General features: G+C 48.2%; 33 protein-coding genes. 21 read left to right on the top strand and 12 right to left on the bottom strand.

What is annotated here, in order from left to right; all coding sequences use genetic code 11:
* The first annotated feature begins 58 nt into the window (after nucleotides 1-58).
* Nucleotides 59-694, top strand: a complete 636-nt coding sequence (gene rnt / locus XMA152_RS07635; protein WP_173483279.1) for a ribonuclease T — start codon at nucleotides 59-61, stop codon at nucleotides 692-694.
* A 16-nt stretch (nucleotides 695-710) separates the two neighbouring features.
* Here the strand turns inward: rnt and grxD are convergent, their stop codons facing one another.
* Entirely contained in the window at nucleotides 711-1,052 is a 342-nt protein-coding gene (gene grxD / locus XMA152_RS07640; protein WP_173483231.1) for a Grx4 family monothiol glutaredoxin, read from the bottom strand.
* Between the two features lie 169 nt (nucleotides 1,053-1,221).
* Between grxD and XMA152_RS07645 the strand changes: the two genes are divergently transcribed.
* The 8 genes from XMA152_RS07645 (at nucleotide 1,222) to XMA152_RS07680 (ending at nucleotide 9,072) form a co-directional block, all read left to right on the top strand.
* On the top strand, nucleotides 1,222-2,403 hold the full coding sequence (locus tag XMA152_RS07645) for an aspartate aminotransferase family protein (RefSeq protein ID WP_217363899.1): 1,182 nt from the start codon (nucleotides 1,222-1,224) through the stop codon (nucleotides 2,401-2,403).
* Nucleotides 2,404-2,463: 60 nt separating this feature from the next.
* On the top strand, nucleotides 2,464-3,372 hold the full coding sequence (gene argF, locus XMA152_RS07650) for an ornithine carbamoyltransferase (RefSeq protein WP_173483232.1): 909 nt from the start codon (nucleotides 2,464-2,466) through the stop codon (nucleotides 3,370-3,372).
* Between the two features lie 78 nt (nucleotides 3,373-3,450).
* On the top strand, nucleotides 3,451-4,392 hold the full coding sequence (locus XMA152_RS07655) for a LysR family transcriptional regulator (protein ID WP_173483233.1): 942 nt from the start codon (nucleotides 3,451-3,453) through the stop codon (nucleotides 4,390-4,392).
* Nucleotides 4,385-4,714 (top strand): YqcC family protein, encoded by a 330-nt coding sequence (locus tag XMA152_RS07660; RefSeq protein WP_173483234.1) that lies wholly within the window; start codon nucleotides 4,385-4,387, stop codon nucleotides 4,712-4,714. Before XMA152_RS07655 ends, XMA152_RS07660 begins: the two co-directional genes overlap by 8 nt.
* Nucleotides 4,707-6,689: a monovalent cation:proton antiporter family protein gene (locus XMA152_RS07665; protein ID WP_173483235.1), complete on the top strand. Its 1,983-nt coding sequence runs from the start codon at nucleotides 4,707-4,709 to the stop codon at nucleotides 6,687-6,689. Before XMA152_RS07660 ends, XMA152_RS07665 begins: the two co-directional genes overlap by 8 nt.
* A gap of 49 nt (nucleotides 6,690-6,738) precedes the next feature.
* On the top strand, nucleotides 6,739-7,791 hold the full coding sequence (locus XMA152_RS07670; RefSeq protein ID WP_173483236.1) for a DUF3549 family protein: 1,053 nt from the start codon (nucleotides 6,739-6,741) through the stop codon (nucleotides 7,789-7,791).
* A gap of 9 nt (nucleotides 7,792-7,800) precedes the next feature.
* The gene (locus tag XMA152_RS07675; RefSeq protein WP_173483237.1) at nucleotides 7,801-8,802 is read left to right on the top strand and encodes a nucleoid-associated protein; all 1,002 of its coding nucleotides are present in this window, start codon (nucleotides 7,801-7,803) and stop codon (nucleotides 8,800-8,802) included.
* A 3-nt stretch (nucleotides 8,803-8,805) separates the two neighbouring features.
* Entirely contained in the window at nucleotides 8,806-9,072 is a 267-nt protein-coding gene (locus XMA152_RS07680; RefSeq protein ID WP_173481997.1) for a hypothetical protein, read from the top strand.
* A 15-nt stretch (nucleotides 9,073-9,087) separates the two neighbouring features.
* Here XMA152_RS07680 and XMA152_RS07685 read toward each other — a convergent pair whose 3' ends face one another.
* Nucleotides 9,088-9,894, bottom strand: a complete 807-nt coding sequence (locus tag XMA152_RS07685) for a replication protein P (protein WP_173483238.1) — start codon at nucleotides 9,892-9,894, stop codon at nucleotides 9,088-9,090.
* The gene (locus XMA152_RS07690) at nucleotides 9,812-10,606 is read right to left on the bottom strand and encodes a DnaT-like ssDNA-binding domain-containing protein (RefSeq protein WP_173483239.1); all 795 of its coding nucleotides are present in this window, start codon (nucleotides 10,604-10,606) and stop codon (nucleotides 9,812-9,814) included. Before XMA152_RS07690 ends, XMA152_RS07685 begins: the two co-directional genes overlap by 83 nt.
* A 141-nt stretch (nucleotides 10,607-10,747) precedes the next feature.
* On the opposite strand from XMA152_RS07690, the gene XMA152_RS07695 reads away from it, so the two are divergent.
* Genes XMA152_RS07695 through XMA152_RS07705 form a run of 3 tightly spaced genes read left to right on the top strand, consistent with a single transcriptional unit; the run spans nucleotide 10,748 to nucleotide 13,729 of the window.
* Complete coding sequence (locus XMA152_RS07695; protein ID WP_173483240.1) at nucleotides 10,748-12,256, top strand: thymidine phosphorylase family protein; 1,509 nt, start codon at nucleotides 10,748-10,750, stop codon at nucleotides 12,254-12,256.
* A gap of 7 nt (nucleotides 12,257-12,263) precedes the next feature.
* Nucleotides 12,264-13,154: a ribose-phosphate diphosphokinase gene (locus XMA152_RS07700; protein WP_173483241.1), complete on the top strand. Its 891-nt coding sequence runs from the start codon at nucleotides 12,264-12,266 to the stop codon at nucleotides 13,152-13,154.
* Complete coding sequence (locus XMA152_RS07705; protein ID WP_173483242.1) at nucleotides 13,154-13,729, top strand: alpha-ketoglutarate-dependent dioxygenase AlkB; 576 nt, start codon at nucleotides 13,154-13,156, stop codon at nucleotides 13,727-13,729. The genes XMA152_RS07700 and XMA152_RS07705 overlap by 1 nt, the downstream gene beginning before the upstream one ends.
* Here the strand turns inward: XMA152_RS07705 and XMA152_RS07710 are convergent.
* On the bottom strand, nucleotides 13,697-14,143 hold the full coding sequence (locus tag XMA152_RS07710) for a flavodoxin domain-containing protein (protein ID WP_173483243.1): 447 nt from the start codon (nucleotides 14,141-14,143) through the stop codon (nucleotides 13,697-13,699). The two genes, XMA152_RS07705 and XMA152_RS07710, sit on opposite strands and share 33 nt — an antisense overlap.
* A 168-nt stretch (nucleotides 14,144-14,311) precedes the next feature.
* Between XMA152_RS07710 and XMA152_RS07715 the strand changes: the two genes are divergently transcribed.
* The 3 genes from XMA152_RS07715 (at nucleotide 14,312) to ppiC (ending at nucleotide 16,527) form a co-directional block, all read left to right on the top strand.
* The gene (locus XMA152_RS07715) at nucleotides 14,312-14,983 is read left to right on the top strand and encodes a DUF4395 family protein (protein ID WP_173483244.1); all 672 of its coding nucleotides are present in this window, start codon (nucleotides 14,312-14,314) and stop codon (nucleotides 14,981-14,983) included.
* 73 nt (nucleotides 14,984-15,056) lie between these two features.
* On the top strand, nucleotides 15,057-16,208 hold the full coding sequence (locus XMA152_RS07720; protein WP_173483245.1) for a SulP family inorganic anion transporter: 1,152 nt from the start codon (nucleotides 15,057-15,059) through the stop codon (nucleotides 16,206-16,208).
* A 40-nt stretch (nucleotides 16,209-16,248) separates the two neighbouring features.
* Nucleotides 16,249-16,527 carry a peptidylprolyl isomerase PpiC gene (gene ppiC, locus XMA152_RS07725; protein WP_173483246.1) on the top strand — a complete coding sequence of 93 codons (279 nt, stop codon included), beginning with the start codon at nucleotides 16,249-16,251 and terminating at the stop codon, nucleotides 16,525-16,527.
* 2 nt (nucleotides 16,528-16,529) lie between these two features.
* On the opposite strand, the gene XMA152_RS07730 is transcribed toward ppiC, so the two are convergent.
* Complete coding sequence (locus XMA152_RS07730; protein ID WP_173482007.1) at nucleotides 16,530-17,318, bottom strand: DUF3530 family protein; 789 nt, start codon at nucleotides 17,316-17,318, stop codon at nucleotides 16,530-16,532.
* A gap of 174 nt (nucleotides 17,319-17,492) precedes the next feature.
* Between XMA152_RS07730 and XMA152_RS07735 the strand changes: the two genes are divergently transcribed.
* Nucleotides 17,493-17,912 (top strand): hypothetical protein, encoded by a 420-nt coding sequence (locus tag XMA152_RS07735; protein ID WP_173483247.1) that lies wholly within the window; start codon nucleotides 17,493-17,495, stop codon nucleotides 17,910-17,912.
* 4 nt (nucleotides 17,913-17,916) lie between these two features.
* On the opposite strand, the gene XMA152_RS07740 is transcribed toward XMA152_RS07735, so the two are convergent.
* Entirely contained in the window at nucleotides 17,917-18,459 is a 543-nt protein-coding gene (locus XMA152_RS07740) for a hypothetical protein (RefSeq protein WP_173483248.1), read from the bottom strand.
* Nucleotides 18,460-18,611: 152 nt separating this feature from the next.
* Between XMA152_RS07740 and XMA152_RS07745 the strand changes: the two genes are divergently transcribed.
* Together XMA152_RS07745 and XMA152_RS07750 are read left to right on the top strand one after the other, a co-directional pair.
* The gene (locus tag XMA152_RS07745; protein WP_173483249.1) at nucleotides 18,612-19,187 is read left to right on the top strand and encodes a rhodanese-like domain-containing protein; all 576 of its coding nucleotides are present in this window, start codon (nucleotides 18,612-18,614) and stop codon (nucleotides 19,185-19,187) included.
* Nucleotides 19,188-19,289: 102 nt separating this feature from the next.
* Entirely contained in the window at nucleotides 19,290-19,820 is a 531-nt protein-coding gene (locus tag XMA152_RS07750; protein ID WP_173483250.1) for a hypothetical protein, read from the top strand.
* Here the strand turns inward: XMA152_RS07750 and XMA152_RS07755 are convergent.
* Genes XMA152_RS07755 through XMA152_RS07770 form a run of 4 tightly spaced genes read right to left on the bottom strand, consistent with a single transcriptional unit; the run spans nucleotide 19,817 to nucleotide 22,622 of the window.
* On the bottom strand, nucleotides 19,817-20,617 hold the full coding sequence (locus tag XMA152_RS07755; protein ID WP_173483251.1) for an amidohydrolase: 801 nt from the start codon (nucleotides 20,615-20,617) through the stop codon (nucleotides 19,817-19,819). The genes XMA152_RS07750 and XMA152_RS07755 overlap by 4 nt on opposite strands.
* On the bottom strand, nucleotides 20,605-21,756 hold the full coding sequence (locus XMA152_RS07760) for a methionine aminotransferase (RefSeq protein ID WP_371813298.1): 1,152 nt from the start codon (nucleotides 21,754-21,756) through the stop codon (nucleotides 20,605-20,607). The genes XMA152_RS07755 and XMA152_RS07760 overlap by 13 nt, the downstream gene beginning before the upstream one ends.
* 9 nt (nucleotides 21,757-21,765) lie before the next feature.
* The gene (locus tag XMA152_RS07765; protein WP_173482013.1) at nucleotides 21,766-22,140 is read right to left on the bottom strand and encodes a hypothetical protein; all 375 of its coding nucleotides are present in this window, start codon (nucleotides 22,138-22,140) and stop codon (nucleotides 21,766-21,768) included.
* Nucleotides 22,140-22,622: a DUF2489 domain-containing protein gene (locus XMA152_RS07770; RefSeq protein WP_173483252.1), complete on the bottom strand. Its 483-nt coding sequence runs from the start codon at nucleotides 22,620-22,622 to the stop codon at nucleotides 22,140-22,142. Before XMA152_RS07770 ends, XMA152_RS07765 begins: the two co-directional genes overlap by 1 nt.
* Nucleotides 22,623-22,640: 18 nt before the next feature.
* On the opposite strand from XMA152_RS07770, the gene XMA152_RS07775 reads away from it, so the two are divergent.
* From XMA152_RS07775 to XMA152_RS07785, 3 genes are all read left to right on the top strand, one after another.
* Nucleotides 22,641-22,880, top strand: coding sequence for a hypothetical protein (locus XMA152_RS07775; RefSeq protein WP_173482015.1), 240 nt, complete (start codon nucleotides 22,641-22,643; stop codon nucleotides 22,878-22,880).
* An 82-nt stretch (nucleotides 22,881-22,962) separates the two neighbouring features.
* Nucleotides 22,963-24,441, top strand: a complete 1,479-nt coding sequence (locus tag XMA152_RS07780) for a SulP family inorganic anion transporter (protein ID WP_173483253.1) — start codon at nucleotides 22,963-22,965, stop codon at nucleotides 24,439-24,441.
* Nucleotides 24,442-24,450: 9 nt separating this feature from the next.
* Complete coding sequence (locus XMA152_RS07785) at nucleotides 24,451-25,296, top strand: universal stress protein (RefSeq protein ID WP_173483254.1); 846 nt, start codon at nucleotides 24,451-24,453, stop codon at nucleotides 25,294-25,296.
* A 62-nt stretch (nucleotides 25,297-25,358) separates the two neighbouring features.
* Here the strand turns inward: XMA152_RS07785 and XMA152_RS07790 are convergent, their stop codons facing one another.
* Nucleotides 25,359-25,697: a carboxymuconolactone decarboxylase family protein gene (locus XMA152_RS07790; protein WP_173483255.1), complete on the bottom strand. Its 339-nt coding sequence runs from the start codon at nucleotides 25,695-25,697 to the stop codon at nucleotides 25,359-25,361.
* A gap of 83 nt (nucleotides 25,698-25,780) precedes the next feature.
* Nucleotides 25,781-26,569, bottom strand: coding sequence for a sulfite exporter TauE/SafE family protein (locus XMA152_RS07795; protein WP_173483256.1), 789 nt, complete (start codon nucleotides 26,567-26,569; stop codon nucleotides 25,781-25,783).

The raw sequence follows: 26,569 nt of genomic DNA on the forward strand, positions 1-26,569 counted from the left end.
ATAAAACCCCATCGAAGAGTAAGGATCTACTGTGCCAAATTCGAAACAGCGTCACCCAATGGCAGACCGTTTCCGTGGTTATCTTCCCGTTGTTGTTGATGTCGAAACGGCTGGATTCAATGCTCAAACCGATGCTCTCTTAGAGATTGCAGCGGTCACTCTGACCATGGATGAAGAGGGCTACCTGATCGTAGATCAGTCAATTGAGGCGCACGTAGAGCCTTTCGAAGGGGCAAACCTAGAACAATCGGCGTTGGATTTCACCGGCATCGACCCTTGGTCGCCGGATCGTGAGGCCGAGCCAGAACTCATGGCGATGGAGAAGATCTTCAAGCCTATCCGCAAAGCGGTTAAAGCGCATGACTGCAAACGAGCCATTTTGGTTGGACATAACGCCCACTTTGATCATAGCTTTGTATGCAATGCAGCTGATCGTTGTGACATCAAGCGCAATCCATTCCACCCATTCTCCACTTTTGATACCGCCACACTGGCGGGTCTAGCGTATGGCCATACGGTCCTCGCTAAGGCGTGCGATCTCGCCGGAATTAGCTTCGACAACAAACAGGCGCACTCCGCTCTCTACGACACAGAGAAAACGGCCGAGCTATTTTGCATGATTGTCAATCAGTGGAAAGAGATGGGGGGATGGGACATGATGCTCGCCCTCAGAGAAGAGAGCGAGCTGGACTAACAAGCGTCAGCGGGGATTAACCCTCAGCGTTGTCACCCTCTTCAGATTTAGCCGCTTCAGAGACCAATGTCTGTAGTTCACCGCTCGCTGCCATATCACAGATAATGTCACACCCGCCGACTAGCTCACCATTAACCCACAACTGAGGGAAGGTCGGCCAGTTAGCGTACTTTGGTAGTTCTGCACGAATGTCAGGGTTCTCAAGGATGTTTACGAAAGCAAAACGTTCGTTACACGACATCAACGCTTCAGATGCACGTGATGAAAAACCACACTGAGGAAAGCGAGGTGTGCCTTTCATGTAAAGAAGAATGGCATTGCTTTCGATCTGTTCTTTAATTGTCTCTAAAGTGCTCATTAACTCACCTCTTAAATCTCATTGAACGAATGGGCGCACTATACAGTAAATCTGAGTAAAAAACTCGGTTATAACCACTCTAAGATTGCTTATTTTGTAAGCACAAAATAATATTAGTCTCCAGCGACAGCCACGGCTGTCTTTTTGCGTTTTATGGAGAACACTTTCAATGACCATGACCCCTGTAATGCCCACCTACGCTCGGTTACCTGTTGCTTTCACCCACGGTGAAGGCGTTTGGTTGTACGACACTGAAGGGCGACGCTATCTGGATGCACTCTCTGGCATCGCAGTTACCGGTCTTGGTCACGCTCACCCTGCCGTTACTCAAGCACTCAGCGAACAAGCCGCTAAACTGATTCACACCTCCAACCTGTACGAGATCTCTCTGCAACAGCAGCTGGGTGAAAAGTTGTGTAAAGAGACCAATATGGAAGCGGTCTACTTCTGTAACTCCGGTGCGGAATCGAATGAGGCGGCAATCAAGATTGCTCGTAAATACGGTAACGATCGCGGCATCACTAATCCGTCTATCATTGTGATGGAACAGAGTTTTCATGGCCGCACCATGGCAACGCTGTCAGCCACGGGAAATCGTGCCATACAAGCGGGGTTTGAACCGCTTCTGAGTGGCTTCGTGCGCGTGCCATACGATGATGTTGAAGCGATTAAGAAGGTCGCATCAAACAACCGCAGCATTGTGGCGATTCTTGTAGAGCCTGTTCAGGGTGAAGGTGGCGTACACGTCCCTACCGACGGCTACCTAAAAGCACTGCGTGAGATTTGTGATGAGAATGAGTGGCTGCTCATGCTTGATGAGGTCCAAACAGGTAATGGACGTACTGGCAAATACTTTGCCTTCCAACATGAAGGTGTACAGCCTGACGTATTGACCACTGCAAAAGGTCTAGGCAACGGGGTTCCTATTGGTGCCTGCTTGGTTGCAAAACATGGCAACCATGTATTCGGTCCTGGTAACCACGGCTCAACCTACGGTGGTAATCCATTGGTATGTGCGGCGGCGCTTGCCGTTTACAACACCATCCAAAATGAAGAGCTGATGGCCAATGCGATGGCTCGTGGCCAGCAGATTCGTGATGGCTTGGCCTCTCGCTTTGCCGACCTTGAGGAATTTGTTGAGGTACGAGGCAAAGGGTTGATGATCGGTTGTCAGTTTAATACTGACATTGCTGGCTTAGCTAAACTTGCCTCTGACAATCAGCTATTGCTCAATGTGAATGGAGGAGGTAAGGTTATTCGATTGCTACCACCTCTAATCATCTCTGAGTCTGAAGCAGAGCAACTGATAGAGACTGTATCTGAGCTAGTTCATCAGCTACTTGCAAAGTAATCAAAACTAACTTTATTTAGGATATCGTCAGTCATGTATGTGGCTGACGTTTTAATTTTTATGGGAACAAGACACTTTCTAACTCTTCTAGACCTAACACCTGAAGAGCTTAACAAACTGATCAATCGTGCGATTGAACTCAAACGCATGCGCAATGCGGGAGAGATCTACGAGCCACTCAAGAATCGCGTAATGGCGATGATCTTTGAAAAGTCGTCTACACGAACACGTGTCTCCTTCGAAGCAGGCATGGCACAGTTTGGTGGTCATGCGATGTTCCTATCCCCTCGCGACACCCAGCTAGGACGCGGTGAACCGATTGAAGACAGCGCTCGAGTCATCTCTAGCATGGTTGACGTAGTGATGATTCGCACCTTCAGCCACGAATTAGTTGAAACCTTTGCAGCCAACTCCAAGGTGCCGGTCATCAACGCGCTGACCGATGAGTTCCACCCCTGTCAGCTACTTGCCGACATGCAAACCTATCAAGAGATCCGAGGCTCTATTAAAGGTAAGACCGTGGCATGGGTTGGTGATGGCAATAACATGTGCAGTAGCTACATCAATGCGGCTCGCCAGTTTGATTTCCATTTAAACGTCGCTTGTCCTAAAGGTTTTGAGCCAGATGCAGAGCTGCTTGCCGCAAACCCTGGTCGTGTAACAATTACTCATGATCCTAAAGAAGCCGTTAAAGATAGCGACCTGGTTGTAACCGATGTTTGGGCATCAATGGGACAGGAGGAGGAAGAGGCTCTTCGTCTGAAGCGTTTTGATGGATTCCAAGTCAATACAGCATTGATGGATCTCGCTAAACCGGATGCTCTATTCATGCACTGCCTGCCGGCTCACCGCGGTGAAGAGGTCAGCGACGAAATGATGGACGACCCGCGTTGCGTTGCGTTCCAAGAAGCTGAAAACCGCCTACACGCCCAAAAAGCACTTCTGGAGTTCCTTCTAGTAGGCATTTAACCCTTTGAGTAAGCAGTCCATGGGCTGCTTACTTGTTATGGTCTATACTGGCCTCAATGCAATTAGCCGGAGTCAGCCATGATCGATCTTCGACATCTTAAAACTCTTGTGGCATTAAGAGATGCCGGTAGCCTTGTCGAAGCTGCAGAGCGGGTTCACTTAACCCAATCGGCCCTTTCACACCAAATCAAAGATCTCGAAGAGCGCCTAAACTGCTCGCTGTTCATCCGCAAAACCAAACCGATTAGTTTTACCTCTGCTGGTCAACGCATACTATCGTTGGCGGATGATATTCTACCGATGATCCGAACAGCCGAGCGTGATATTGCTCGCTTAGCGGGTGGTGAAGTTGGTCGTTTGAATATCTGTATCGAGTGTCATAGCTGTTTTGATTGGCTCATGCCAACCATCGACTCATTCCGCAAGAATTGGCCTGAAGTTGAGATGGATCTTTCAACCGGCTTTACATTCCAGCCACTGCCTGCACTGGCTCGTGGTGATATCGATCTTGTTATCACATCGGATCCAGAGCCAAGAAACGGCATTCACTACGTTCCACTGTTCAGTTACGAATCGATGCTCGCCCTTAGTCGCCAACACCGACTCAACGCTAAAAAGCAGATTGAGCCGTCGGATCTATCGGAAGAGACCCTGATCACCTACCCCGTCGATCAAAACCGTTTGGATCTGTTCACACGATTTTTAGACCCAGCAGGTATCGAACCTCAAGAAATTCGCACGGCGGAGTTAACTGTTATGATGGTGCAGCTGGTTGCTAGTGGTCGAGGCGTGGCTGCGCTGCCAAATTGGGCACTGCACGAGTATCTTGAAAAGCAGTTCATCGATGCCAAGTCCTTGGGTGAAGAGGGTTTGTGGTGCACACTCTATGCGGCTATCCGCGAAGAGCAGAAAGAGTCAGACTTCATGCTGGACTTCCTAAGCACCGCGCAAGAGATCAGCTTTAAACGACTCAACGGTATTAAAGCCGCTATCACCAAGTTCGAAACCAACGATGAGTAAAGCTCAAGCCGTTACACTATCGATCGCAGCGATCAGAGATGAGATGGAGCGTTTATCTCTGTGGGAAGCATCGCCACCCTCAGAGGAAGCGTTAAACAGCCAGCAACCTTTTTGCATCGACACGCTTGAGTTTACTCAGTGGTTGCAGTGGATTTTGATACCTAGGCTGGAAGCCCTTTTAAAAACTAATATTCCTCTGCCTGACTCTAGTGACATCCACCCCTATGCCGAAGAGGCATTGAAGAGTCGTACAGAGAACACCCAATTAATCGCTCAGATTCAACAACTCGATAGTGCACTCAGCGGGGATACTAATGGCTGAAAGCTACGGTCTATTTGAACAGATACTGCTTATTTTCATTGGTGCCGTTATTGCCACCACCCTGTTCAGACGTTTAAAACTGCCAGCCATTTTGGCCTACCTAGCTATGGGCGCCCTGATTGGCCCGTTTGCGCTTCAAGTTGCACACCCCGATCAGATGGCGCTGCTTTCGGAGCTTGGCGTTGTATTCCTTCTGTTCATGCTGGGTCTTGAGTTCTCATTGCCAAAAATGATTGCCATGCGCAAAACCGTTCTTGGCTTAGGTTCAGCCCAAGTCATTACTACCTCCGCTATTTTCATCGGCTTATCGCTACTAATGGGAATGGAGTTGGCACCCTCCATCGTTCTAGCCGGTGCATTAGCTTTATCATCAACGGCCATCGTGACTAAGGAGCTCATTCGACTCCAGCAGCTAGGCCAACCACATGGGCAACTATCCTTTGGGATTCTGCTATTTCAAGATATTGCCGCGGTCGTTTTTCTGATCTTAGTCCCTGCGCTTGGAACCAGCACCGCTGAAAGCAGCGAATCAATCATCTGGCCACTACTGCAAGGCGCCGGGTTACTTCTACTGCTTCTCATTCTTGGGCACAAAATTCTTCCCGCGCTGTTTAATGAGATCGCCCGTGAACGCTCCGACGAGCTATTTGTCCTGGTTGCATTGGTCACCGCTATGACGGCGGCTTGGATTACTCACGCAGCCGGTCTATCTATGGCACTGGGTGGCTTCTTAGCGGGCATGATGTTGGGCGAGAGTCACTTTAAGCATCAACTTGAGAATGACATACGCCCATTTAGAGATGTGCTGCTAGGCCTCTTCTTCGTCACTGTGGGTATGCAGCTTGATCTATCGGCGCTCGTTGAAAATATCCACTGGGTTATTTTAACGACTCTGATGTTGGTCACGGCGAAAACCCTCGTCATTTTGCTGCTAGGTCGGCTCTTCGGTAATAACGCCAACACCTCCCTGAAAGCAGGCATCAGTCTAGCTCAAGGTGGTGAATTTGGCTTTGCCCTACTCGCGGTTGCTCTGACCTACCATGTGATCGACAGTGACCTAAACGCGGTCCTTGTCTCCACCATTATCATTTCGATGGTCATTACACCTAGCCTATTAGATAAAGCCGATTGGATTGCAGAGCGTTTTTTCCCAACCGCAAACAGCACTGAGTCTGTACCAGAGCACCAGCATGCCAATGCCGCCAGCCAACATCATGAACTCTCCGACCATGTCATCATTTGTGGCTACGGTCGTGTTGGACAGATTGTGGCTCGTTTTCTGAAGCAGATGGGGATTCAATACGTAGCCATCGATCCAGATCCGGTTCGTATTAAAGAGGCCTCTTCAGCCGGTGAGCCTGCCTATTACGGCGATGCCAAACGTGTCGACATTATGCGAGGCTTGGGAGCTGCGAATGCTCGTCTGATTATTCTGACGCTGCCTAACCCCAAGTCGAGCCTTGAGACGTTAAAACAGATCAAGCGCGAATTCGGTGATATCCCAGTACTCGTTAGAACTCAGGATGATTATCACTTAGAGCAGTTTCAGATATACGGAGCAGCAGAAGTGGTACCTGAGGCCCTAGAGGGCAGCCTAATGTTGGTCTCTCACGTCCTCACACTGCTGGATGTTCCCGCCGATATCATCAAAGAACGCATCCGTACCGTAAGATCACAACGTTATCGGATATTGCATGGTTTCGTGCACGGCGGACAATCCCTCAAAGCCGATCTAGACCCTAGCCGAGTTATTCAAAAGCACGCGGTTACTCTCTCTGAAAACGCCTATGCTTGTGGCAAAACTTTAGACGCCCTCGACCTAGAGTTAGAGATCAGCTCACTGATTCAACAAGGTGAGGAGATCGACAACCCATCGGGTACTCTGCTGCTTAATGAAGGCGACACCTTGATTCTGAACGGTTCTCCTCGTGAAATTGAACAGGCAGAAGAGAGGATTCTGCTCGGCAACCTGTGATTCGCTCGCCGACATGGTAAAATCGCGCGCTTAGAAAATGGAGTCAGCGATGAGCGATCAACAGGTAACTTTAACCGCACTATTCAAACAGGCCGGAACCGCGATGCGTATCTACGATCTCGGCCGTCGTATCAGGGCATTCAGTGCTGACGAGTTTGAACGCATCGAGACTCAAGCCACCCCTTACCCTACTCCCTATCTGCAGCACGCTTGGATCGCTCTACTACTTTGGAATCCTAAGTCTGCTGATGAGAATGCTGTCTGGTTTTTAAAGTTACCGCTCGATGAGCAAGGGTTTCTGCTCAGCGCTGTGCGTGATGATATCGTCAATCGCCTCCTGCAAAACGTTCAATCCAGTATCGACGGTGTTCCAACAGAAGACAGCCTCAAAGAGAATCCTTTCGCGTTTAAACCAAGCGATGAAAAGATGGCACTGTTTCATGCCAAAGCGGCTCTGGATAACCACCAAGCAGCATCGGCCTATTATGAGCCTGTGCAGCAATTTATCAGCCAGCCCAACCTTGATACAGGCTGGGAGAACTTGTCACTTCAGGGCTTGGCTGATTTTGTTGTAAGACTTGAACAGTCAGGTAACGAAGCCACTTTGGTGAACGTACTGAATCAGCTTCCAGAAGGTTTACACGCTCAGGTTCTTGGGTTGCTTGAACACGCAAAGCCTTGCAGCGACCTATCCGAAAAGCTGTTGCAGCAGCTAACAGAGGCATTAAGCGAAAACAGAGACCCTGTGCTCATCTCGCTTCTTATCCGTGCGCTCTCCAGTGCTAAAACAGAAAGCCATACGCATCAGGCGATTGAAGCTGTTCTCAATAGCAGCGCGGCACAGAGTGCAGAACTGCTTGCTGCGATCGCAACCCGTTGTGAAAACGCGCTGCTCGAGCCAACACTTTTAACTCTATTTTTAGAGGCACTAGCCCAGTGTGATGCTGGGCAGAACGCCTTCAGTCGTATCCTAGCAGACTTGATGTACCTGCCGGTGCATCGAGTATTGATGGTTCAAGCGCTTCGCTCATCCTCGGTGTCCGATGCACTGAAACAGGCAACCGATCAAATGTTCGGCCCACACTTTCGCCAACCACAATAGGCTCTTGTAATGAACAGTGTTCGCGCTATCGCTCACCGATTAACTCGTCAGACTGGTGATCAGTCCTTTCACCTGAAAGAGCAACCTATTGCGTCAGAACTTAATGCCCGAAAACTGCTGAACGAAATCGATCAAGTATTCACACGCAGGGCCACTAAGCGATATGGCCGTTTTACGGATGAAGCAACGAGCTTCAAAGGTCTACTGCTGAACTGGCAAGAGAAGGGCCTGGACCTGACTCAATTCACCTCTAAAGTCGTCGAGCTGTTAGCCGTGATGTTTGAGAGTGAGGATTTAGAGACGGATGGTTACTGGGCGTTCATCGAGCAAGATGAGACCGACCTGCACGAGCTCTGGATAGCTCAATTAAAACAGTCCGACGGATGGTGTTTTGATGAGAGCAATGAGCTGATTGAATCAGAACAGCTTGAGTTTTCAAAAATGGGGCTCTGTTGCTGCATCGATCTAAAGCGCCTGTTTGACCCTAGTGCCAGTCGCTACCTAACCTTAGGCTTCGGTTTTGGTGACCGCTCCGCCACTCGAGCTTTGGCTGAGTTTATTGGCTTCTTCGATACTGTAGATACTCAAGCTGACACAGAACGCTTCATGGAGGTGGTTCGTGACTACAGTGCCAATATGCCGGAAGAGTCTGGTAAACGTTATCAGAAAGAGGTCGCCGAGTTCTGTATAGAACAATCCAAAGCGGGTGAGTCCGTAAGTTATCGTGACCTAACTGCCTCTGTTGAAAGTGACCAAGAGGTTGGGTTTGATCAATACATCGCCTCTGAAGCCCCAGAACTTAAAGAGCAGTTCATTCCCGATCGCGCCAGTCTGAAAAAATACGTTCGCTACACCGGCAGAACGCGTGAGGTATCGATCAGCTTCAGCAACGAATCCCTCGGGAAATCGATCTCTTTCGATCCAAACAGTGAAACTTTGACAGTAAAGGATCTACCTGCGAACCTGATCAAGCAGCTCAAAGAGCAACTCGAGCCAGAGACTAAGGAGTAACCGATGCACTTTTTCATCATCATCGCGGGGGTCGCTTTCTTCATCTATTGGAAGTTTTTTAGACCACGCCAATTAGAAGTATTTATCGTTTCGGTCATTGCCACAATGATCACCATGACGCTGGTCGCGATTGTGTTTGATGATGTGAAATTGGGCTTTCTCTTTTCAGTATCGATTCTGGGGTGGAGTAAACTGTTTGACCAACTGATCAGCGATCAAAATGCCTCGAAAATGTCGAAGCACCTTAAACGCTTTCTTGGAAGAAAATAGTTCTCTTGAATCTGACTATTGAGTAGTCGGCAGCGTCCAACCACGATCTTGAGCCGTTGCTAAACTCTGCTGGTACTGTCGCGAACGGACATTAGAGCCCTCAGGCAAGGTCAAGTAATAGAGCAATTTGCAGGCTTCAGCCTCATCGATCTGATGGGTTTTAGCAAACTCGAGCATGGTGGTTGCATGCGTCACTTCGCTTTTGGCTTCAATCGCAACAGGCACTGGTTGATCAATCGTCTCACCAGCACGCACCCGCTTTGAAATCATATCGTAGTAGTATCGAAAACGTGGGTAGATATTGGCTTCCGCCTCCCCTCGAATCTCATACCAACCGGTCTGCTTGGCCGCCTCATAGACAGCAGGGTGAGACCAATCGTGATGATGATCGCCCGCGTATCGACAAGCCTCTTGGTAAGCTTCATAACTGCTAGGAAGACCAAAGTCTGCTCCAACCTCTTTTAGTATGTTGAGGAACTCTGAGATGGATGGCATCCAAGCTAAGGTCTCTTTACAACGATTAATAGCCGCTACCAGTTCATTTTCACCATAGCCAGAGATGCTCATTGCCCACTCACGTTTGGCAATCATAATCTCCTGCTCGGTTTCAAAAGCACTTTTGAATTTATGGCCATAGATCGCCATGAAACGAGCAAACACCATGTTGACCATCGCTTTGGTCTCTTGGCTGATCAGCTCGCGTTGCGGCGCCTCATGTTCCGGCGTACTGAGTGAGCGATTACCAGTCGAGGTTTTTGAGGTCCATGACGGCTGCGGTAACCCGTTTTCGGTTTTCCCGAGTATCTCGTCGACTTTTTTCATGCTGCCCACCGGCTTGTGAAGATTCGTTAAAACGTTCAGCTTTAGCCGAACGGCTCTCTTGATCACGAACGGCACGTTTTACCCAGGCTAAGAATTTCTGGTTCCAAACGCTCTGGTGATCAAGTTTATCCAGATAGTAGAGTGTAAATTCATCAAGATGCGATTCCGCAAATCGAGCTTCAATACCATGCTGCTGAAGCAACTGATAGAAACTCTCATCAGGCCTCCAAGAGACATCCATACGAATTTGAAGTTTGCGTTTTTGTTCAGCCGCTTCGAAAATTTCGTCCAACTCATTGGTTGATCGACGCCAGCCACCACCAAAACTGGGCGGCACGTTCCGTCTAGAGTTTGGCAAACGATGAGTTTGAGGTCGAGCAGCTGTCGCCTGGATGGCTGCAGGCGCTTGTTTTGTCGCAGGCGTTGCTACGGATTGAGAAGCTCCCTTTTCAAAACTAATCAGCAGTTGATCATCAGATACTTGCAGACCAAACAGGGATTCAGATGCCAGCGTGTAAAGATGCTCAAGCAACTGTGCCTCACTCCAGAAGGGGCAGCGCTCCTGCAACGCAGACAATGAGAGAGTTAACTCATCTGCTTTGACAATAAGGCGGTACTGTTCAATCAGACCCAACAGCAGCGCACCATCCACACCATACTTGGATGCTAGGGATGGGGAGACAGATAGAGGCTGTTCGGGTAGATCGTTCATCAATACACTCTCAAAGTTGATCAATTATTTTAACAGCGCCGATTGATCCATAACAGTAGAAACCTCATTACTGTTTGAACTCTTGTGGAAAGTATCCCGTTTTTAAGTAGACTGAATTTAGTCTTAGTATAAGAGTGACCTATGTTTCCAGAGAAAATGAATCCCTTAAGGGCACGCCGTTTAGGGATTGATACACACCACGAACCCAACATCTACCTTCGTTCAGACAGTTCTGTCTGCAAATCGGAAGGGTTTAACAGCCTAACGCGCGTCCTCGTCTCGACAGAACAGAATCACATGATCGCCACGTTGAATATCGTGACGGGAGACCTAATTGACGAGGGGGAGATCGGACTCTCTGAATCGGCTTGGGAGAAACTTAAACTGATAGGACATGAGTCCATATGGCTGTCTCACCCAAGGCCTGTTCATTCGCTGTCGCATGTGCGATCAAAGGTCTATGGCCATAAATTAAATGAAGAGCAGTTTAGCGAAATTATTAATGACATCGTTGATGAACGTTACGCTGATGTTTACTTAGCCGCCTTTATTACCGCCTGTGGTGACGACAAGTTAGATGATGAAGAGATCACCTCTCTCACGCGCGCAATGATCAATGCTGGAAGCACTATTGATTGGGGGCTGGATCAGGTCCTAGACAAACACTGTGTAGGTGGCCTACCCGGCAACCGCACCACGCCCATTGTGGTCTCCATATTAACGGCTGCAGGCTTAACCATTCCCAAAACCTCTTCACGAGCAATCACCTCGCCGGCCGGTACCGCTGACACCATGGAGACGCTCACAGATGTCAGTCTCACCTTAGATCAGATGCGAGAGGTCGTTCACTCGGAAGGAGGTTGTTTAGCCTGGGGAGGGTCCGTGAGGCTGAGCCCTGCTGACGATCTACTCATTCAAGTAGAACGCGCACTCGATATCGACAGTGAAGGACAGCTGATCGCCTCTGTTTTATCAAAAAAAGTAGCCGCAGGCGCGACCCACGTTTTGATCGACATTCCAGTAGGGCCAACCGCTAAAGTTAGAGATGATGAAGCCGCCGATAAGCTAGCAAACAGTTTTAAACGAGTGGCTGATAACTTAGGTGTCACCTTAGCCATTGTTAAGACAGACGGGACTCAACCGGTCGGTGAAGGAATTGGACCCGCTCTTGAAGCGCGAGATATTGTCCGAGTTTTAAAATGTGATGAGCAAGCACCTCAGGATCTGCTAAATCGCGCGGTCTACCTTGCCGGTGCAATGCTCGATTTAAGCGGTAAAGTATCACCTGGCGAAGGTGAAAAGCTCGCCAGAGAGTTGGTTACAACGGGGAAAGCTTGGGAGAAATTTGTTGCCATCTGTCAGGCGCAAGGCGCTTTTAAAGAGCCACCTATAGCCCACTATCGTTACGAAATGTTAGCGGAGAAGGATGGCACTCTCGCCACTGTTGATAATCGTATCCTAGCCAAAGTCGCCAAGTTGGCCGGTGCGCCAGCTGATGCGGCGGCGGGGGTTGATCTACACGTTAAAGTAGGCGATCTGATTAAACGTGGACAACCCATGCTAACGATTCATGCTGAGCACATTGGCGAGCTCAACTACGCAGTTGATTACCTGCAATCACATCTACAAATTTTAACCTTTGGTGAATAGGTGACTTATGAAAAACTCCATTCTATTTAATCTATCTCCAAGCCACCCTATTCCGGAAAAACTCGCTGAAACCACCGGTCTACCCTTGGGTCAATTTGAAATCCGTCACTTCCCTGATGGGGAGACGTTTCTCAGGGTTGATACCGACGTAGCACAATCCAACGTGGTTATTTTCTGCGACCTATACCAACCCAATGAGAAACTGTTTCCACTACTCAGTTTTGCAGAAAATGCGCGCGAGCTAGGCGCTAGCAATATCTGTCTGATCACACCCTATCTTCCGTATATGCGCCAAGACAAACGTTTTCATACGGGCGAATCGATCACCTCTAGACACTTTGCTAAGCACCTATCCCTCGCCTTTGATGCACTGATAACGGTCGATCCACACCTACATCGCTATCCAACACTGGATGCGGTTTATACACTCAACGGAATGGTCTGCACGGCGCAAACGGTGATTACCGAGTTCTTAAAAACTCAAACCGATAACTTATTGTTAATCGGCCCTGATGAAGAGAGTGAGCAGTGGGTAGCTGCCATCGCCAACGCATCTAATCGCCCCTATCAGATCCTGTTGAAAGAGCGATCAGGTGATTACGATGTCTCTGTGACAGAGCCTGAACTGGCCCAGTACAGGGGCTATCGTCCTGTATTAGTCGATGACATCATCTCCAGCGGAAGAACCATGCTAGCGACCATTGAACACCTGGAGTCAGCGGAGATGGGTAAACCTTTAATCCTTGGGGTACACGGTATTTTCGCTAAAGATGCATATGCACTATTGAAAGGTATTGCCGAAATTCACAGCTGCAACAGCATCGTCCATGAGACAAATTCCTTAGATCTGACACCGGTCATAGCCGATCAACTGCTAAGATATCTTAAACAACTGTAATGAGTAGTCGTTTGAACGCTGAGCTGATCGAAGGTTTTCTCAGTTCGACTGAAGCAGATGAGTTGCTCATGGAGCTCACAAACACCTTAGAGTGGCGCCAAGAGAGTATTACCCTTTATGGAAAAAGCCACCCTATTCCAAGACTGCAGTGCTTTGTAGCATCAAAAGGTGTTGGTTATCGCTATTCTAATCTGACGATGGAGGGTAGCGGCTTTCCGAACATTCTCGAATCCATTAAAGACAAAATCGAGTCAACGGCCAACCACACATTTAATGCCGTTCTTTGTAACCTCTATCGAGATGGGCATGACAGTATGGGGTGGCACAGTGATAACGAGCCAGAACTGGGCGAACAGCCTGTCATCGCGTCACTGTCACTAGGGAGCTCTCGCACCTTTCGATTTAGAGATCTAAAGAGTAGAAAAGAGACCATCGACTTTGAACTCAGCCACGGCTCTCTGCTAATTATGAACGCTGGAGTTCAAGAGTATTGGGAGCACTCAGTGCCAAAACGTCTTCGCGTTAAACAACCGAGAATCAATCTAACCTTCCGACTGATCGACCCAACTCGCTAACCAGCGCATAACTGGTTCTGCCGGTTCAGGATCTTCATTGGCATCAACATAGAGCGGCTCAACCGACGGCTGAGCTTTAAGATTCGTAAACACTTCAAAGAGTCGTTTGGCCGCCCCATTGAAATAGTCATAACTTGAATCCCCTAACCCTACCAATGCAAAGAGCTGATGGGTTAAATCCGGCTCTTCATCTAATAGATCACAGTAGAGCGGCATCAAACCATCTGGGATGTCTCCCATGCCCGTCGATGCCGTCATAATCAGCAGGTAAGCTGATGGATCAAGATCAGAGAGCTCGGGTGTATCTAGCCATTCACACTGATGTCCCTGAGCGGTCAGAAAGTCCTGACACTCATCAGCCAATTCAATAGTTGAACCATAAACGGTACCGACGATGATTTGAAACTTAGACATCCAATAACCCTGTTAGAGAGCCGCATATATTAGCAAAGTTAATAAATAACCAAGGGATCTATAACCAAACCAGTTAAGAAAAACTTAACCTAAGCAGCATCTATTATTAACGCTTATACCTAGCCTATTATTAGGAACAGTTAATATAAAAACAATAGAGGATCACTGATGAGAAACCCACTGTTTCACCCAATGAGTTACGACATGGTCAACGACAATGTTGTTAGAACACGTGCCGCTTTTCTATTCCTAGTTCCGGTTTCCATTCTTGTTATCTTCTACAACACGATCAATGGTTCAGCATTCATCGTTGACCCCAGCACACTCGAGGATACTTGGGAGACCAACATGGCTGGGCAGATCATCTACTCCGCCGAAGTCGTACGACAGGTCTACGACTGGACCCCACAAACTTACCTATTACTCTATGTCCTTTGGGAGATGGTGCTAAGTCAAAGCAAACGCACCGCCTGGCTCTGTCCCCTGTTCTGGATTGCCGGTGCTATGAACCGTCACCACAAGCCGGTCTACCGCCCATACCAGCCTAAGAAGTTTGCTTGGAAGATTGGTACCGCACTGGTTGCTGCCTGCCTGCTGTTCTTCAACCCGGTACCGGTTGCCGAATTTGTAAACAGCCTCACAGGAAGTGAACTGCTGACAACCACACAAAACTGGATGCCTCGTTGGACCCCGCTAGTGACCATTCCTCTCTGTCTAACCTTCATGTGGCTAGAAGCCGCTGCAGGTTGGTGTGCAGGCTGTTGGTTCCACTCGGTGCTGGTAAAAGTCGGTATCTTCAAAGAGCACTGTGACACCTGTGTTGACAGCAGCAACGACTAAAAGACGATAGCTAGCTCACTTAAAACCCTATAAATTGTGAGGATCTCATACGATCTATACGGTCCTCACTGACATGCCACATCGATCACGTTTTAATTCAGTACTCCCTTTCACTGCTCTGCGTGAAGTCTTTAAAGAGGGGTACCGTTTTGATCATTTCATTAAAGACCTACTCGCCGGATTAACCGTCGGTATCATCGCAATTCCGCTCTCTATGGCACTCGCCATTGCCAGCGGAGTACCTCCGCAGTACGGTCTCTATACAGCGATCATTGCCGGTATATTGATCCCTTTAACCGGTGGTTCTAGATACAGCGTTTCAGGCCCAACGGCTGCATTCGTAGTCATACTCTATCCAGTTGCTCAAAGTTACGGCTTGAATGGACTTCTGCTAGCTACGCTTCTGGCCGGTTTGATCATGCTCACGCTCGCTTTCGCGAGGTTAGGTCGGTTGATTGAGTATATACCCGAACCGGTGACTCTCGGCTTCACCAGTGGCATTGCCGTCGTTATCGCAGTATTGCAACTCAATGATTTCCTAGGCCTTCATATAGCTGAAATGCCTGAATTCTTCTTTGCCAAGCTTGTCACCCTGTTTGACCATCTTCCTGCCATTCACACCGGGGAGCTCGTTGTCGGGGTGGTGACACTGGCCTCATTGATCATTTGGCCAAAATTTAAAACGCCCATCCCAACCTATCTTCCAGCAGCCATTGTCGGAACCCTAGCGGCTTTTCTCTGGGGCTTTAACGAGATAGAGACTAGCTGCTTCTCGCTGACCGTCATCTTTGACATGGTGATCGCCATTTGCGTGGGCGTCGTGCTAGCGGCACTGCTCTTCATGCGAGACATAGCACAGGTGACCCAAGTAAAAGATATCAGTGGCGTGCGTAAACATGTCCCTAGGCCGCTCTCTGAAAGAACCGCCGTCTTCAAAATCAACGGACCACTGTTCTTTGCTGCCGCTGATCGAGTTTTTGACCAACTGGAGCACCTAAGCCAAGGAAAACAAAAAATCATCTTATACCTAGATGGTGTATCGATACTGGATGCCGGCGGGCTGTCGGCACTTGAACGTTTCATTGAACGTCGAATTCAGGATGGCTGTGAAATCGTTTTGGCAGATCTGCAGTTTCAACCGTTAAAAACTGTCTCTCGATCTGACCTGACACCTCTACCGAACCAGTTAAGTTTTACCGCCACCTTAGCAGAAGCGCTAGAGTAGATCTGATAGAATTCACAGCATAACTATTTCGAGAGAGACTATGGCCACCGCATCTGCAGTACACATTTTGGTAAAGACCAAAGAGGAAGCTTTGGCGATATTAGCTGAGCTTAAAAAGGGTAAGAAGTTCGATCAGCTCGCTAAAAAACACTCTATCTGCCCATCAGGCAAGAGAGGCGGTAGCCTCGGTGAGTTTCATCGTGGCGATATGGTCAAAGCCTTCGATGATGTGGTCTTTAAGCGCCCGATCTTAAAGGTACACGGCCCTATCAAAACCCGTTTTGGCTACCATCTAATTAAGACCCTTTACCGTAACTAAGGTCAAAGCCTATCTAACCAACCAGAAACAGTGTCGACCAACTCAGATTTATGTGTTTTGAAGTAGTGCTCTGCCCCTTCAACAACCAGCTGTGCCGACTTTGGATTACCTGCTTTTTCCAGCATAGCCAGACGCTCTGGCGCTTTTCTGATAACAGCCGGGAAATCTTCACTGCCATAAAGGTCTAAGACTGGCATTGGCATTTTATCGAGCTGAAAAGGTTCTACCATCGGTTGTTTGTAATCGGTGGCTCCCATCCCGATTCCGACATAGGCATCAAATGAGGCTAAGCTCGCTTCAGGTTGATTCTTAATCCAACGCTGCGCCATGTGTGAACCACAACTGTGAGCGAGCAAAACAACTTGACCACCCTGCTCCTTAGCAAACTCAGTCGCAGCCTGGAAACGTGGGGCAGCTTCATCAAAGATATCGACGTAGTCAAAATACTTAGCGCTCTTTTCCAAAACCGGAAGTTGAATGCTGAGGGTATTCCAACCCGCTTCAACCAAACCCACTCGCAAAGGGTTTACAACGCTCTCCCAGTCGGCGTGATAACCACGTCCATGAGCGATGATCACTGTCCCTTTTGGCTCGTCGGCCTCCATAAAGATCGCTAGAAACTCCCGATCACCGTCACTGAGTTCTATAGGGTCGCCATCAAAGATGACATCAACTATTTCATCCACCATCCGTTGTTCACGTTCAAGATCAGGGACTCGTTGAGCATGAGCGACAGTGGCAAGCATCGATACCCACAGTGTAAATGCTAACGGGAAGGTAGATAGGCGCATGACAAACTCCTAAGATGAATCAGACAGGTTAACTGTATTAAAGCAGAATACGAAAAGGTGTAAATATTGAGTCACTTTTAAAATAAATTAATAACTTAGGGAACTTTTCAGGAAAACCTGTCTCTATATAGATAAGTGTCACAATGTTCATTAATGGTACAAAAGCAAAGTCCAATGAGAATCATCGCAACCTCTTTAATCTGCTCAACACTGCTGGTAAGTGGATGCTCTAGCGTGAGTTACGACACGGCTCATAAGCTACGTATCAATGGCGATGTAGTCACTGCCCAATGTGAATCATCCATGTCAACGGTCACTGAGCATGAGAAGTTAAAATGGGGACGTAACATTGCAACGCCTATTTTGACGGTAGCGACCGTTGGATTGGCACCCATCATCATCGGTGCCAACGCAGCCTTGGACTATGTCGATCGCAAAAATGCATCCAACATGTTGGAGAGTTGCGGCAAGAATCCACTCAATGAAGAGCAGATACTTGCCGATGTTGGTACTAACGCCATGGTAAACGTCGCATTAGGCGCGGTTGATGTGGGTGGTGTGCTATCACCTGTTAGCTCAAACGCCGCGAACTAAGTTTCTACTCTGTGCCCAATCGATACGCATCGTGGCAGGATACACACTGCGACGTAAGATCGGCCATTTTCAGAAAAATCTCCTGACTATCTTCAGTAATCTCCGAATCCCTGAGCGTCGTCGCTAACGCGTTCGCTTTTGTGTGCATCCCGTGACCCAACATCTGCATTCCAGGAGGCATGTACTCTCGAGCCGAATGCAGACCATTGGCGCCGTGACTGTTGCCAAAACCAAGGTGCTGCTCAATCGCTTCTGCAGCCTTAACATAGTCTCCAGAGGCCACATTCATTAGGGCTAGGTTTACCCCCCTCAGGTGGTCTCGCATGTTCTGCAAAGTGAGATGGTATTCAGCTTCAGGAAACAATACGAGTTCTCTCTGGTCATTGACGACAGGTTTAGCCTCCTCTTCAGATATGCCGAGATGCTTCATCATCATCTCGTGATCATGTTGAGTCATTTTGCTGTGATCAACGGACATCTCTGCCATTGAGTGACTAGAAGCCGTCATCAAAAACAGGGCTAATGAGAGTGGAGTCAGTTTTTTCATGCCAGGACCTACGAAGTAATTATTCGATCAAAGAATAATAGCAGAGGTTAAAAATTAATAAGACTTTTCCAAAGCAGAAGAGGATAATGGTAATAAGACTCTTGTTTATGGTTATAAAAAGTAAGAGTCGCTATTAACACTGAGGAAAGATCATGAAAAAGCTTTTAAGCATCGCTACCGCTGCAGTATTTGCGGGTACCACATTCACTGCAATCGCCAGCGACGAAAACATCCAGCTATGGGACAAAATGAACGCGTATACCGTTGAACTTGAAGACGGTCCAATGGAGATCACTCGAGTTAAAACTCCACCTGCGTTGATTAAGGGTTACCTACAACCTATGGTTCCAGCAGAAGGTGTCACGCCAGTTGGTGAGATCGATGTAATCGAAGCGATTGGTAAAGAGAACAACATGATCGTTGATATGCGAATGAAAGATCACGTTCTTCAACTAGGTACCATCCCTGGATCTATCAACATTCCATACACTGAAGTTGCCATGAACATGGATCAATTCGGTTGTGAGAAAGAGGGTGAGGGTTGGAGCTGTGCAGACGTTACAACTAAGATCTACGCTTTCTGTAACTCAAGCACCTGTCCACAAAGCCCAAGCGGCATTCGTGCCATGATCCGTGAAGGCTACCCAGCAGAACTGATCTACTACTACCGTGGTGGCTACCAAGATTGGACCATTCATGGACTTACAACGGTTGAGGGTGAACTCTAATCGACAGAGTGAGCTGATAAATATTCTAAAGAGGCCTTAGGGCCTCTTTTTTTATTCCTGTTCAATGAATAAAATAGGCTAAATTTTGATCAGGAACATGAATTGAAAAACTACTCTCTAAAAGCCCTTATTATCTCAGCCGTGTTATTGGCCAGCGGCGCTCTCAAAGCCGATGATTCTGCTAGAGCCTTCTACCAACTTGCAGAGAGACCGGTCACACTGATTGATATGGGCTTTTACAGACTCAACCTTGATCTAGATAAGCAGTTAATCCCGAATATTGCAGATCTTCTTAATACCCGAGACGAGCAGATTGGCATGCGCGCCTACCTCTCATCTTCTCCTGAAACCGATATTATTTTAATCGTTGAGACACGCCTTAAGGGTGCGTTTGATGATTCCCGAAGTACGCGAAAAGCAAAAGCACTGTGCGACAAAATTACCGCTGAATCCGCACTCTATTTCTTTAGAAATCCTTTAATCGATTACTTTCAGACATTTGACCCATTTGAAGAGCCACTACCTAAGGAGTTAGCGGGTCATCTTGAAAGCGCACTTCGCCTCAGTGCGATTGTACCCACCAAAGAGGGGTTACCTGAGTATCGTTGCATGCGCCCGCTTAAACTTCGTTAAAGTTCAACGATTCTGCGCTTAACACCGCTCAAGGTGAACGCATCACGATCGGCGGCCGCCGGGAAGCGAGATCGATACTCCATAAGATCGTCTTTATTCAGCGAAACAGATTCGATCGTTGCTTGAAACGGTTCACTCTCTTTTAACAACTCCCCATCAAAAGAGATCACCAGGCTGTCGCCAGAATACTCCAGTCCATTTCCGTCCGTACCGACTCGATTGACACCAACAACATAGGCCAGATTTTCCACGGCTCGCGCCTGAAGCAGAGAGCGCCACGCGACTCTTCTAGCAGCCGGCCAGTTAGCCACATAGAGAAGCAGATCATACTCATCACAATTTCTTGACCATACAGGGAAACGAAGGTCATAACAGACCAGCGGCATAATTCGCCACCCTTTGTAGTGAATAATGACGCGCTCTTCACCGGCCGTGTAGTGATTTGGCTCATCACCCATAGTGAACAGATGGCGTTTGTCGTATTTAGCGACACGCCCCTCAGGGGTGATAAAGAGGAAGCGATTTCGATACTCCCCTGCAACAGAAACAGAGAGACTGCCTGCCAGAGCTTTTCCGCTTTGAGACGCGAGTTCAATCAACCATTGTAAGTTCTTGCCATCAATGGGTTCTGCACAGGTTTCAGGTGACATGGTAAAACCTGTCAAAAACATCTCAGGCATAACGACAATATCGCAGCTATCTAAAGCTAATACCTGCTCTTCGATAGCCTTACGGTTGGCCTGAGAGTCCTCCCAAGCAAGATCGATCTGAAAATAGCTCAGCGTTAAATTCGACATAGGCGTTCAATCGCTTTATCAAGGGTTTCATCCGCTTTGGCGAAGCAGAGACGAATACAACCTGTCTGCTCACCGTTTGAGTAGAACGGCGAAAGAGGAATCGCTGCGACACCCACCTCATCAATCAAACGCAGTACGAATTGATCATCAGGCTCATCGCTGATCTCAGTGTAATCAACCAACTGAAAATAGGTACCACCCGAGTTGAGCAGCTTAAAACGGCTGTTTTGCAGCCCCTTAGCCAATCGATCGCGTTTTTGCGTAAAGAAATCCGGCAGTGTTCGTGGATAGTCTGGCTCCTCAACCATAAAGTCCGCTATCGCATGTTGAATCGGGGTGTGGCTGGTGAATGTGACGTACTGGTGAACCTTGCGCAGCTCTTTGGTTAATGGCGCAGGTGCAACACAATACCCAGTGCGCCAGCCTGTGACGTGATAGGTTTTGCCGAACGAGGAGACAATGAACGAACGCTCAATCAACTCTGGATGTGTGTTCACACTTTGATGCACCTGTCCGTCATAGACCAGGTGCTCGTAGACCTCATCACTGATGATCAATATGTCGGTGCCTCTGACAATATCAGCCAGCGCATCTAAATCGGATCGCTGCCAAATAGATCCCGTCGGATTATGCGGCGAGTTAATGATGATCATACGGGTTTTAGAGGTGATGGCTGCTCTTACCTCATCCCACTGCACCGAAAAATTGGGCGGTAGCAACTTAATATGAACGGGCACTCCACCATTAATCTCAATGGCAGGCTGATAGCTATCATAGGCGGGATCAAAGACGATCACCTCGTCACCGGGCTGAATCACAGAGGTAATCGCTGAATAGATCGCCTCTGTTGCACCTGGTGTTACAGTCACTTCATTGGCCACATCCAAATCACGACCATAATAGTTTTTCACTTTGAGCTTAATCTGTTCCAACAGTTTGGGAACACCGGCCAAAGGGGCATATTGATTGTTGCCTGAGGTAATCGCACGACCAACACCGTCTAGTAACTTCTGTGGGCCTAGGTAATCTGGAAAGCCCTGTGACAGGTTGATTGCCTGTTTTTCAGCCGCTAATGCAGACATTGTTGTGAAGATGGTTTCACCGACTGAAGGCAGTTTAGTTTTGGGGTAGTTCAGCACGCTTGGCTCCTAAAACTCTCGTATTGTGGGCTCTTTTTTTATCGCTTTTTTTAACCGTTCGAGAACCTCTGCAATGCGCTCTCGACCTTTTCGATCATATAGATAGTTGGCGAGACCTTCACTCGCTTTTTGCTCGCCATCAAGTCCTTCATGTATCCTGAGGCAATCAATCCTAGCCTCTTCCAGTAGTGGGTCTGACTGTATTGGCAAGCCTAGAAAGAGATCCCACTCGGTCACTTTGGCTTCCCCAGAGAGCACACGCTCAAGTAGATTGATCACCGATCCTCTTGTTGGGCGATAACTGGGTGTTCTGCCAAAGGTCAGTGCCGCGACCAACAGTAGAGTTGCCAGCAGAGTAAAGATAAATACTGGCAGTATGGACATCAGTGAACCCTATGCATCTCATGATCAATCAGACGTTGAGCCGCGGCGTGGATTCTCTCTTGGCATTCAGCCTCTACTTTCAGCATCTCCATCTGAAATTTTCGCTGTGACTGTTTATCCAAGGCTTTCCAATCTTGAAGGATAGGAATATGGGAAGTTTTACCATAGACCTCTTCAATCACTTGGTAGTCAGGGTCTTGATGCAGCGATGCGTCGTAATTATCAATCATCACTTTTAGACGCATGCACCCCTCCGTCAAAGTGATCTTGTCATCGTGCAGTATGGCGTTAGAGATGATACGAATGCTCTCTGTTAGGTAACGTCGATTGGCTGCTGCCTCTACCGCCAATTTCTCCTCTTGCTCGGCTAACTGACGCGTTATCTCACGCTGTTCACGCAACTGTTTGGTAATAAACCAGGCCAGCAGTGCAATGGCTATCACACCAATTAAGATCAGGGTGTATACTAGACTCTCGTTCATATTCACAAATCCATTACCATGTTAATTCTCGATTCAAACGCACAGCTAGGAACTCTTATTGAGGAGCTCTACTTAAAACCAACCGGGATGACTGCAGAGCAAGCTGCTGAGTTATGCGGTCTTGATACGAAAGAATTTAGCGCTATTCTAGCCGGTGAGCTGCCAATGAACCACAAAAGAGCACTCGCTCTATCTCGTGGTTTTAATACTCACATCAGTTTTTTTCAAAACTACATCCCTAGCAAATCCGATCAATAACTCAAAACCGGCCGACCACCGACAAACGGCTTGAAAGCTGATAAAATTGCGGACTTTCGTGTTTAATACCCTGAAGGTCCCAATGAGCCCATCACTACACTACAACTGGTTCTCTAACGTACGTGGCGACATCCTCTCTGGTTTGGTTGTTGCTTTGGCTTTGATTCCAGAAGCGATCGCCTTCTCGATCATCGCAGGCGTTGACCCTAAAGTCGGCCTATACGCCTCTTTCTGTATCGCTGTCATCACCGCGTTTGCCGGTGGACGCCCTGGCATGATCTCGGCCGCGACGGGTGCCATGGCCCTACTGATGGTCACCTTGGTGAAAGAGCACGGCCTTGAATACCTTCTGGCAGCAACCCTATTAACAGGTGTTATACAGATTGGTGCCGGTTATCTTCGCTTAGGCTCGTTGATGCGTTTTGTATCCCGCTCGGTAGTGACTGGGTTTGTAAACGCTCTAGCGATCTTGATCTTTATGGCGCAGTTACCTGAGCTGATTGATGTTACTTGGCACGTCTATGCCATGACAGCAGCAGGCTTAGTGATTATCTACACCTTCCCCTACCTAACCACTAAAATCCCATCACCTCTGGTCTGTATCCTTGTTTTAACCGCAGTTTCAATGGCACTTGGACTGGATATTCGCACGGTAGGCGATATGGGTGAACTGCCTGACACACTCCCAATTTTCCTATGGCCAGATGTTCCTCTGACACTAGAAACACTGTGGATCATCCTCCCCTACTCACTGCCTCTTGCAGTCGTAGGCCTTCTGGAGTCTCTTATGACCGCCACTATCGTTGATGATCTTACTGATACTTCAAGCGATAAAAACCGTGAGTGTAAAGGCCAAGGCCTTGCCAACATCGGTGCAGGCCTGTTTGGTGGCATGGCAGGCTGTGCCATGATCGGCCAATCAGTGATCAACGTGAAATCAGGTGGTCGAACACGCCTATCAACACTGATCGCAGGTGTTGTTCTGCTAATACTCGTTGTTTTCCTAGATGAGTGGGTCTCGCAGATTCCGATGGCAGCACTGGTGGCCGTGATGATTATGGTCTCGATTGGTACCTTCTCTTGGGAGTCGATCTTTAACCTACGCAAACACCCAATGTCGACCAATATCGTCATGTTGACGACGGTCGCTGTCGTTGTGGCGACTCACAACCTGGCCTTTGGCGTCTTCGCCGGTGTGCTGTTAGCCGCACTATTCTTTGCCAACAAAATTGGTCAATTCCTCTACATTGGCAAAGAGGATGGCGAAGGCGAAAACCATCGTGTTTATCGTGTTGTCGGCCAGGTATTCTTCAGTTCTAGTGATAAGTTCATCGATGCGTTTGATTTCAAAGAGGACACGGATCGTGTCACCATAGATCTATCACGCGCACACTTCTGGGATTTAACTGCCGTCGGCGCACTGGATAAGGTGATTCTTAAATTCCGTCGTGAAGGGATTGCGGTTGACACCGTTGGTTTGAACGAGGCGAGTGCGACCATCGTGGATAAATTCGCCGTACACGACAAACCTGATCAGATCGATGAGCTGATGGGACACTAGGGAGTATTTATGACTCAAGTTGTAGCCTGTATTGATGGCATCGGTGAACGCTCAGAAGCCGTGTGTGACACGGCCGCTTGGGCGAGCCGAGTCCTTCAAGCACCTCTTAAACTTCTGCACGTTCTTGATAAACGTGAATTCCCAACGGAAGATAAGAGTCCACTAAGTGGCACCATTGGACTGGGTGCCCGTGAGTCTCTTCTAGAAGAGCTCGCCTCTCTTGATGAGCAGCGTGGACGCATTGCCCGTGAACAGGGTCGTGTCATGTTGAATGCCGCTCTAGAGAGAGCCAACCAAGATCGTGCTTTCTTACCCTCAACCTCACAACGTCATGGCGATCTGCAGCAGACCCTTGAAGAGGAGCAGTCAGATACTCGTCTGCTCGTGTTAGGCAAAGGCGCGCATGGGGATGCTATGGGGGTTCATATCGAACCGATCATTCGTGCACTGCATCGTCCTATTCTGATTACAGATACAGCACTGGTTGAACCCAAGCGTTTTATGATCGCTTACGATGGCAGCAAAACCGCTCGTAAAGCTCTGGATATGGTTGCCAAAAGCCCACTGTTAAAAGGGGCAGAATGTGAGCTATTAATGGTAGGGCCAGCGACATTCGACTTTAAACAGGAGTTAGAGATCGCTGAAAAGGTCCTAGTGGAGGCTGGCTTTAATGTGAATGCCACATTAGCGGCAGGTGAAGCAGAAGAGGTTATTCTGGAGCATGAGTCTAAGACAGGTTCAGAACTGCTGGTAATGGGCGCTTACGGACACTCGCGTATCCGCCAGATGCTGGTTGGCAGTACCACTACTTCACTTCTAAGACGAACACCGACGCCCGTCCTTCTGTTACGTTAGTCTTTTCTGTTTTTGATTGCATTGCCTAGGAGGTTTAAAACCCTCTTAGGCAATGTACATAATTACTTTTGAGCTTGATACTGCTCGAACGCCTCGATTGCTTGTGCACCATAGACCATTGAAGGTCCACCGCCCATCAACATAGCAACGCCAATCATATCGTCAAGCTCTTCTCGAGTAACACCGGCGTTAGTCGCGGCATTCATATGGTAGGCGATACAGCCATCACAACGGGTCGCTATCGCAATGCCCAGTGCAATAAGCTCTTTCGTTTTAACATCCAACACCCCCTCTTTCATGGTGCCTTGATGCAACGCAGCAAAGCCTTTGCGCGCACCAGTCGGCAGCTTAGCGGCAAATTCATTAAGGTGATCGCGATATTCTGGGTAGTTATGACTCATAGCCTGCTCCTAAATTAAGTTAGAAGCAGAATAGAGAAATGGGTAGGAAAGGTATTGAGATAGGTCAGTTAAATTAGAATTCTCTAAATTAATTGCATAGATTCTAATAGGGCTTCAACTAAACCGATCAGGGCCACTCCAATGAAGAGTCCCGTTATCCGTTTAATCGACTCTTCACTGAAGCGTGAAAAGAGCTTAGACGCCAACGGCAAAGAGACCACACAGCCGACCATTAGAGAGGCCACCAGTGCATAATCCATAACACCGCGACTACCAAAGGTGATTGAGACTGCCAGTGATAGAATCAGTCCAACAGGAATCGACGTCGCTACGGCAGACTTCACAGAGAGCCCGCCAGATGAAGAGAGTGCTGGGACAACCAAGACTCCGCCACCCACACCCGTAAGACCCATCAAAAAGCCAGTGATACCACTGAGCCAAGAGAGACTGAGTCGGCTTAAAACCTCTTTTATCCGTTTAGTAAACATAGAAGCGAGAGAGAGCAGACCAGCAAGAAGAACGAGTAACATGAGTACACGATCCACTGTCACTCGCATCTCTGGATCCGAGACGAGCGTTAGGCTCAAGGCACTGAGGATGGTGACCGGCAAGCATAGGTAGAGAAACTTTCGACCAACTGTCCAGTTAACCCCACCCTGCTTCGCATGACCGACCGTCATCAGCACCTTCGCTAAAAAGGCAAAGAATGAGCTACTGGCAACCGCCAATGTTGGCTCCAGATTAAACAGAACAATCAGGGAGGGAACCACCAACACTCCAGCCCCAACGCCCGATAAAAAGATCAGCATCGAGAAGAAGAATCCTGCCAAAATCGCATAAGGATCCAGGCTACTGAGTAGAGTGAGTTCCAT

Origin of the sequence: Marinobacterium sp. xm-a-152 (assembly GCF_013282965.1) — a bacterium.
Taxonomy (GTDB): Bacteria; Pseudomonadota; Gammaproteobacteria; order Pseudomonadales; family Balneatricaceae; genus Marinobacterium_E.

What these genes read in the sequence shown, in the direction of transcription:
- rnt (WP_173483279.1), top strand. Translation starts at nt 59, where the DNA reads ATGGCAGACCGTTTCCGTGGTTATCTTCCCGTTGTTGTTGATGTCGAA.
- grxD (WP_173483231.1), bottom strand. Translation starts at nt 1,052, where the DNA reads ATGAGCACTTTAGAGACAATTAAAGAACAGATCGAAAGCAATGCCATT.
- XMA152_RS07645 (WP_217363899.1), top strand. Translation starts at nt 1,222, where the DNA reads ATGACCATGACCCCTGTAATGCCCACCTACGCTCGGTTACCTGTTGCT.
- argF (WP_173483232.1), top strand. Translation starts at nt 2,464, where the DNA reads ATGGGAACAAGACACTTTCTAACTCTTCTAGACCTAACACCTGAAGAG.
- XMA152_RS07655 (WP_173483233.1), top strand. Translation starts at nt 3,451, where the DNA reads ATGATCGATCTTCGACATCTTAAAACTCTTGTGGCATTAAGAGATGCC.
- XMA152_RS07660 (WP_173483234.1), top strand. Translation starts at nt 4,385, where the DNA reads ATGAGTAAAGCTCAAGCCGTTACACTATCGATCGCAGCGATCAGAGAT.
- XMA152_RS07665 (WP_173483235.1), top strand. Translation starts at nt 4,707, where the DNA reads ATGGCTGAAAGCTACGGTCTATTTGAACAGATACTGCTTATTTTCATT.
- XMA152_RS07670 (WP_173483236.1), top strand. Translation starts at nt 6,739, where the DNA reads ATGAGCGATCAACAGGTAACTTTAACCGCACTATTCAAACAGGCCGGA.
- XMA152_RS07675 (WP_173483237.1), top strand. Translation starts at nt 7,801, where the DNA reads ATGAACAGTGTTCGCGCTATCGCTCACCGATTAACTCGTCAGACTGGT.
- XMA152_RS07680 (WP_173481997.1), top strand. Translation starts at nt 8,806, where the DNA reads ATGCACTTTTTCATCATCATCGCGGGGGTCGCTTTCTTCATCTATTGG.
- XMA152_RS07685 (WP_173483238.1), bottom strand. Translation starts at nt 9,894, where the DNA reads ATGAAAAAAGTCGACGAGATACTCGGGAAAACCGAAAACGGGTTACCG.
- XMA152_RS07690 (WP_173483239.1), bottom strand. Translation starts at nt 10,606, where the DNA reads ATGAACGATCTACCCGAACAGCCTCTATCTGTCTCCCCATCCCTAGCA.
- XMA152_RS07695 (WP_173483240.1), top strand. Translation starts at nt 10,748, where the DNA reads ATGTTTCCAGAGAAAATGAATCCCTTAAGGGCACGCCGTTTAGGGATT.
- XMA152_RS07700 (WP_173483241.1), top strand. Translation starts at nt 12,264, where the DNA reads ATGAAAAACTCCATTCTATTTAATCTATCTCCAAGCCACCCTATTCCG.
- XMA152_RS07705 (WP_173483242.1), top strand. Translation starts at nt 13,154, where the DNA reads ATGAGTAGTCGTTTGAACGCTGAGCTGATCGAAGGTTTTCTCAGTTCG.
- XMA152_RS07710 (WP_173483243.1), bottom strand. Translation starts at nt 14,143, where the DNA reads ATGTCTAAGTTTCAAATCATCGTCGGTACCGTTTATGGTTCAACTATT.
- XMA152_RS07715 (WP_173483244.1), top strand. Translation starts at nt 14,312, where the DNA reads ATGAGAAACCCACTGTTTCACCCAATGAGTTACGACATGGTCAACGAC.
- XMA152_RS07720 (WP_173483245.1), top strand. Translation starts at nt 15,057, where the DNA reads ATGCCACATCGATCACGTTTTAATTCAGTACTCCCTTTCACTGCTCTG.
- ppiC (WP_173483246.1), top strand. Translation starts at nt 16,249, where the DNA reads ATGGCCACCGCATCTGCAGTACACATTTTGGTAAAGACCAAAGAGGAA.
- XMA152_RS07730 (WP_173482007.1), bottom strand. Translation starts at nt 17,318, where the DNA reads ATGCGCCTATCTACCTTCCCGTTAGCATTTACACTGTGGGTATCGATG.
- XMA152_RS07735 (WP_173483247.1), top strand. Translation starts at nt 17,493, where the DNA reads ATGAGAATCATCGCAACCTCTTTAATCTGCTCAACACTGCTGGTAAGT.
- XMA152_RS07740 (WP_173483248.1), bottom strand. Translation starts at nt 18,459, where the DNA reads ATGAAAAAACTGACTCCACTCTCATTAGCCCTGTTTTTGATGACGGCT.
- XMA152_RS07745 (WP_173483249.1), top strand. Translation starts at nt 18,612, where the DNA reads ATGAAAAAGCTTTTAAGCATCGCTACCGCTGCAGTATTTGCGGGTACC.
- XMA152_RS07755 (WP_173483251.1), bottom strand. Translation starts at nt 20,617, where the DNA reads ATGTCGAATTTAACGCTGAGCTATTTTCAGATCGATCTTGCTTGGGAG.
- XMA152_RS07765 (WP_173482013.1), bottom strand. Translation starts at nt 22,140, where the DNA reads ATGTCCATACTGCCAGTATTTATCTTTACTCTGCTGGCAACTCTACTG.
- XMA152_RS07770 (WP_173483252.1), bottom strand. Translation starts at nt 22,622, where the DNA reads ATGAACGAGAGTCTAGTATACACCCTGATCTTAATTGGTGTGATAGCC.
- XMA152_RS07775 (WP_173482015.1), top strand. Translation starts at nt 22,641, where the DNA reads ATGTTAATTCTCGATTCAAACGCACAGCTAGGAACTCTTATTGAGGAG.
- XMA152_RS07780 (WP_173483253.1), top strand. Translation starts at nt 22,963, where the DNA reads ATGAGCCCATCACTACACTACAACTGGTTCTCTAACGTACGTGGCGAC.
- XMA152_RS07785 (WP_173483254.1), top strand. Translation starts at nt 24,451, where the DNA reads ATGACTCAAGTTGTAGCCTGTATTGATGGCATCGGTGAACGCTCAGAA.
- XMA152_RS07790 (WP_173483255.1), bottom strand. Translation starts at nt 25,697, where the DNA reads ATGAGTCATAACTACCCAGAATATCGCGATCACCTTAATGAATTTGCC.
- XMA152_RS07795 (WP_173483256.1), bottom strand. Translation starts at nt 26,569, where the DNA reads ATGGAACTCACTCTACTCAGTAGCCTGGATCCTTATGCGATTTTGGCA.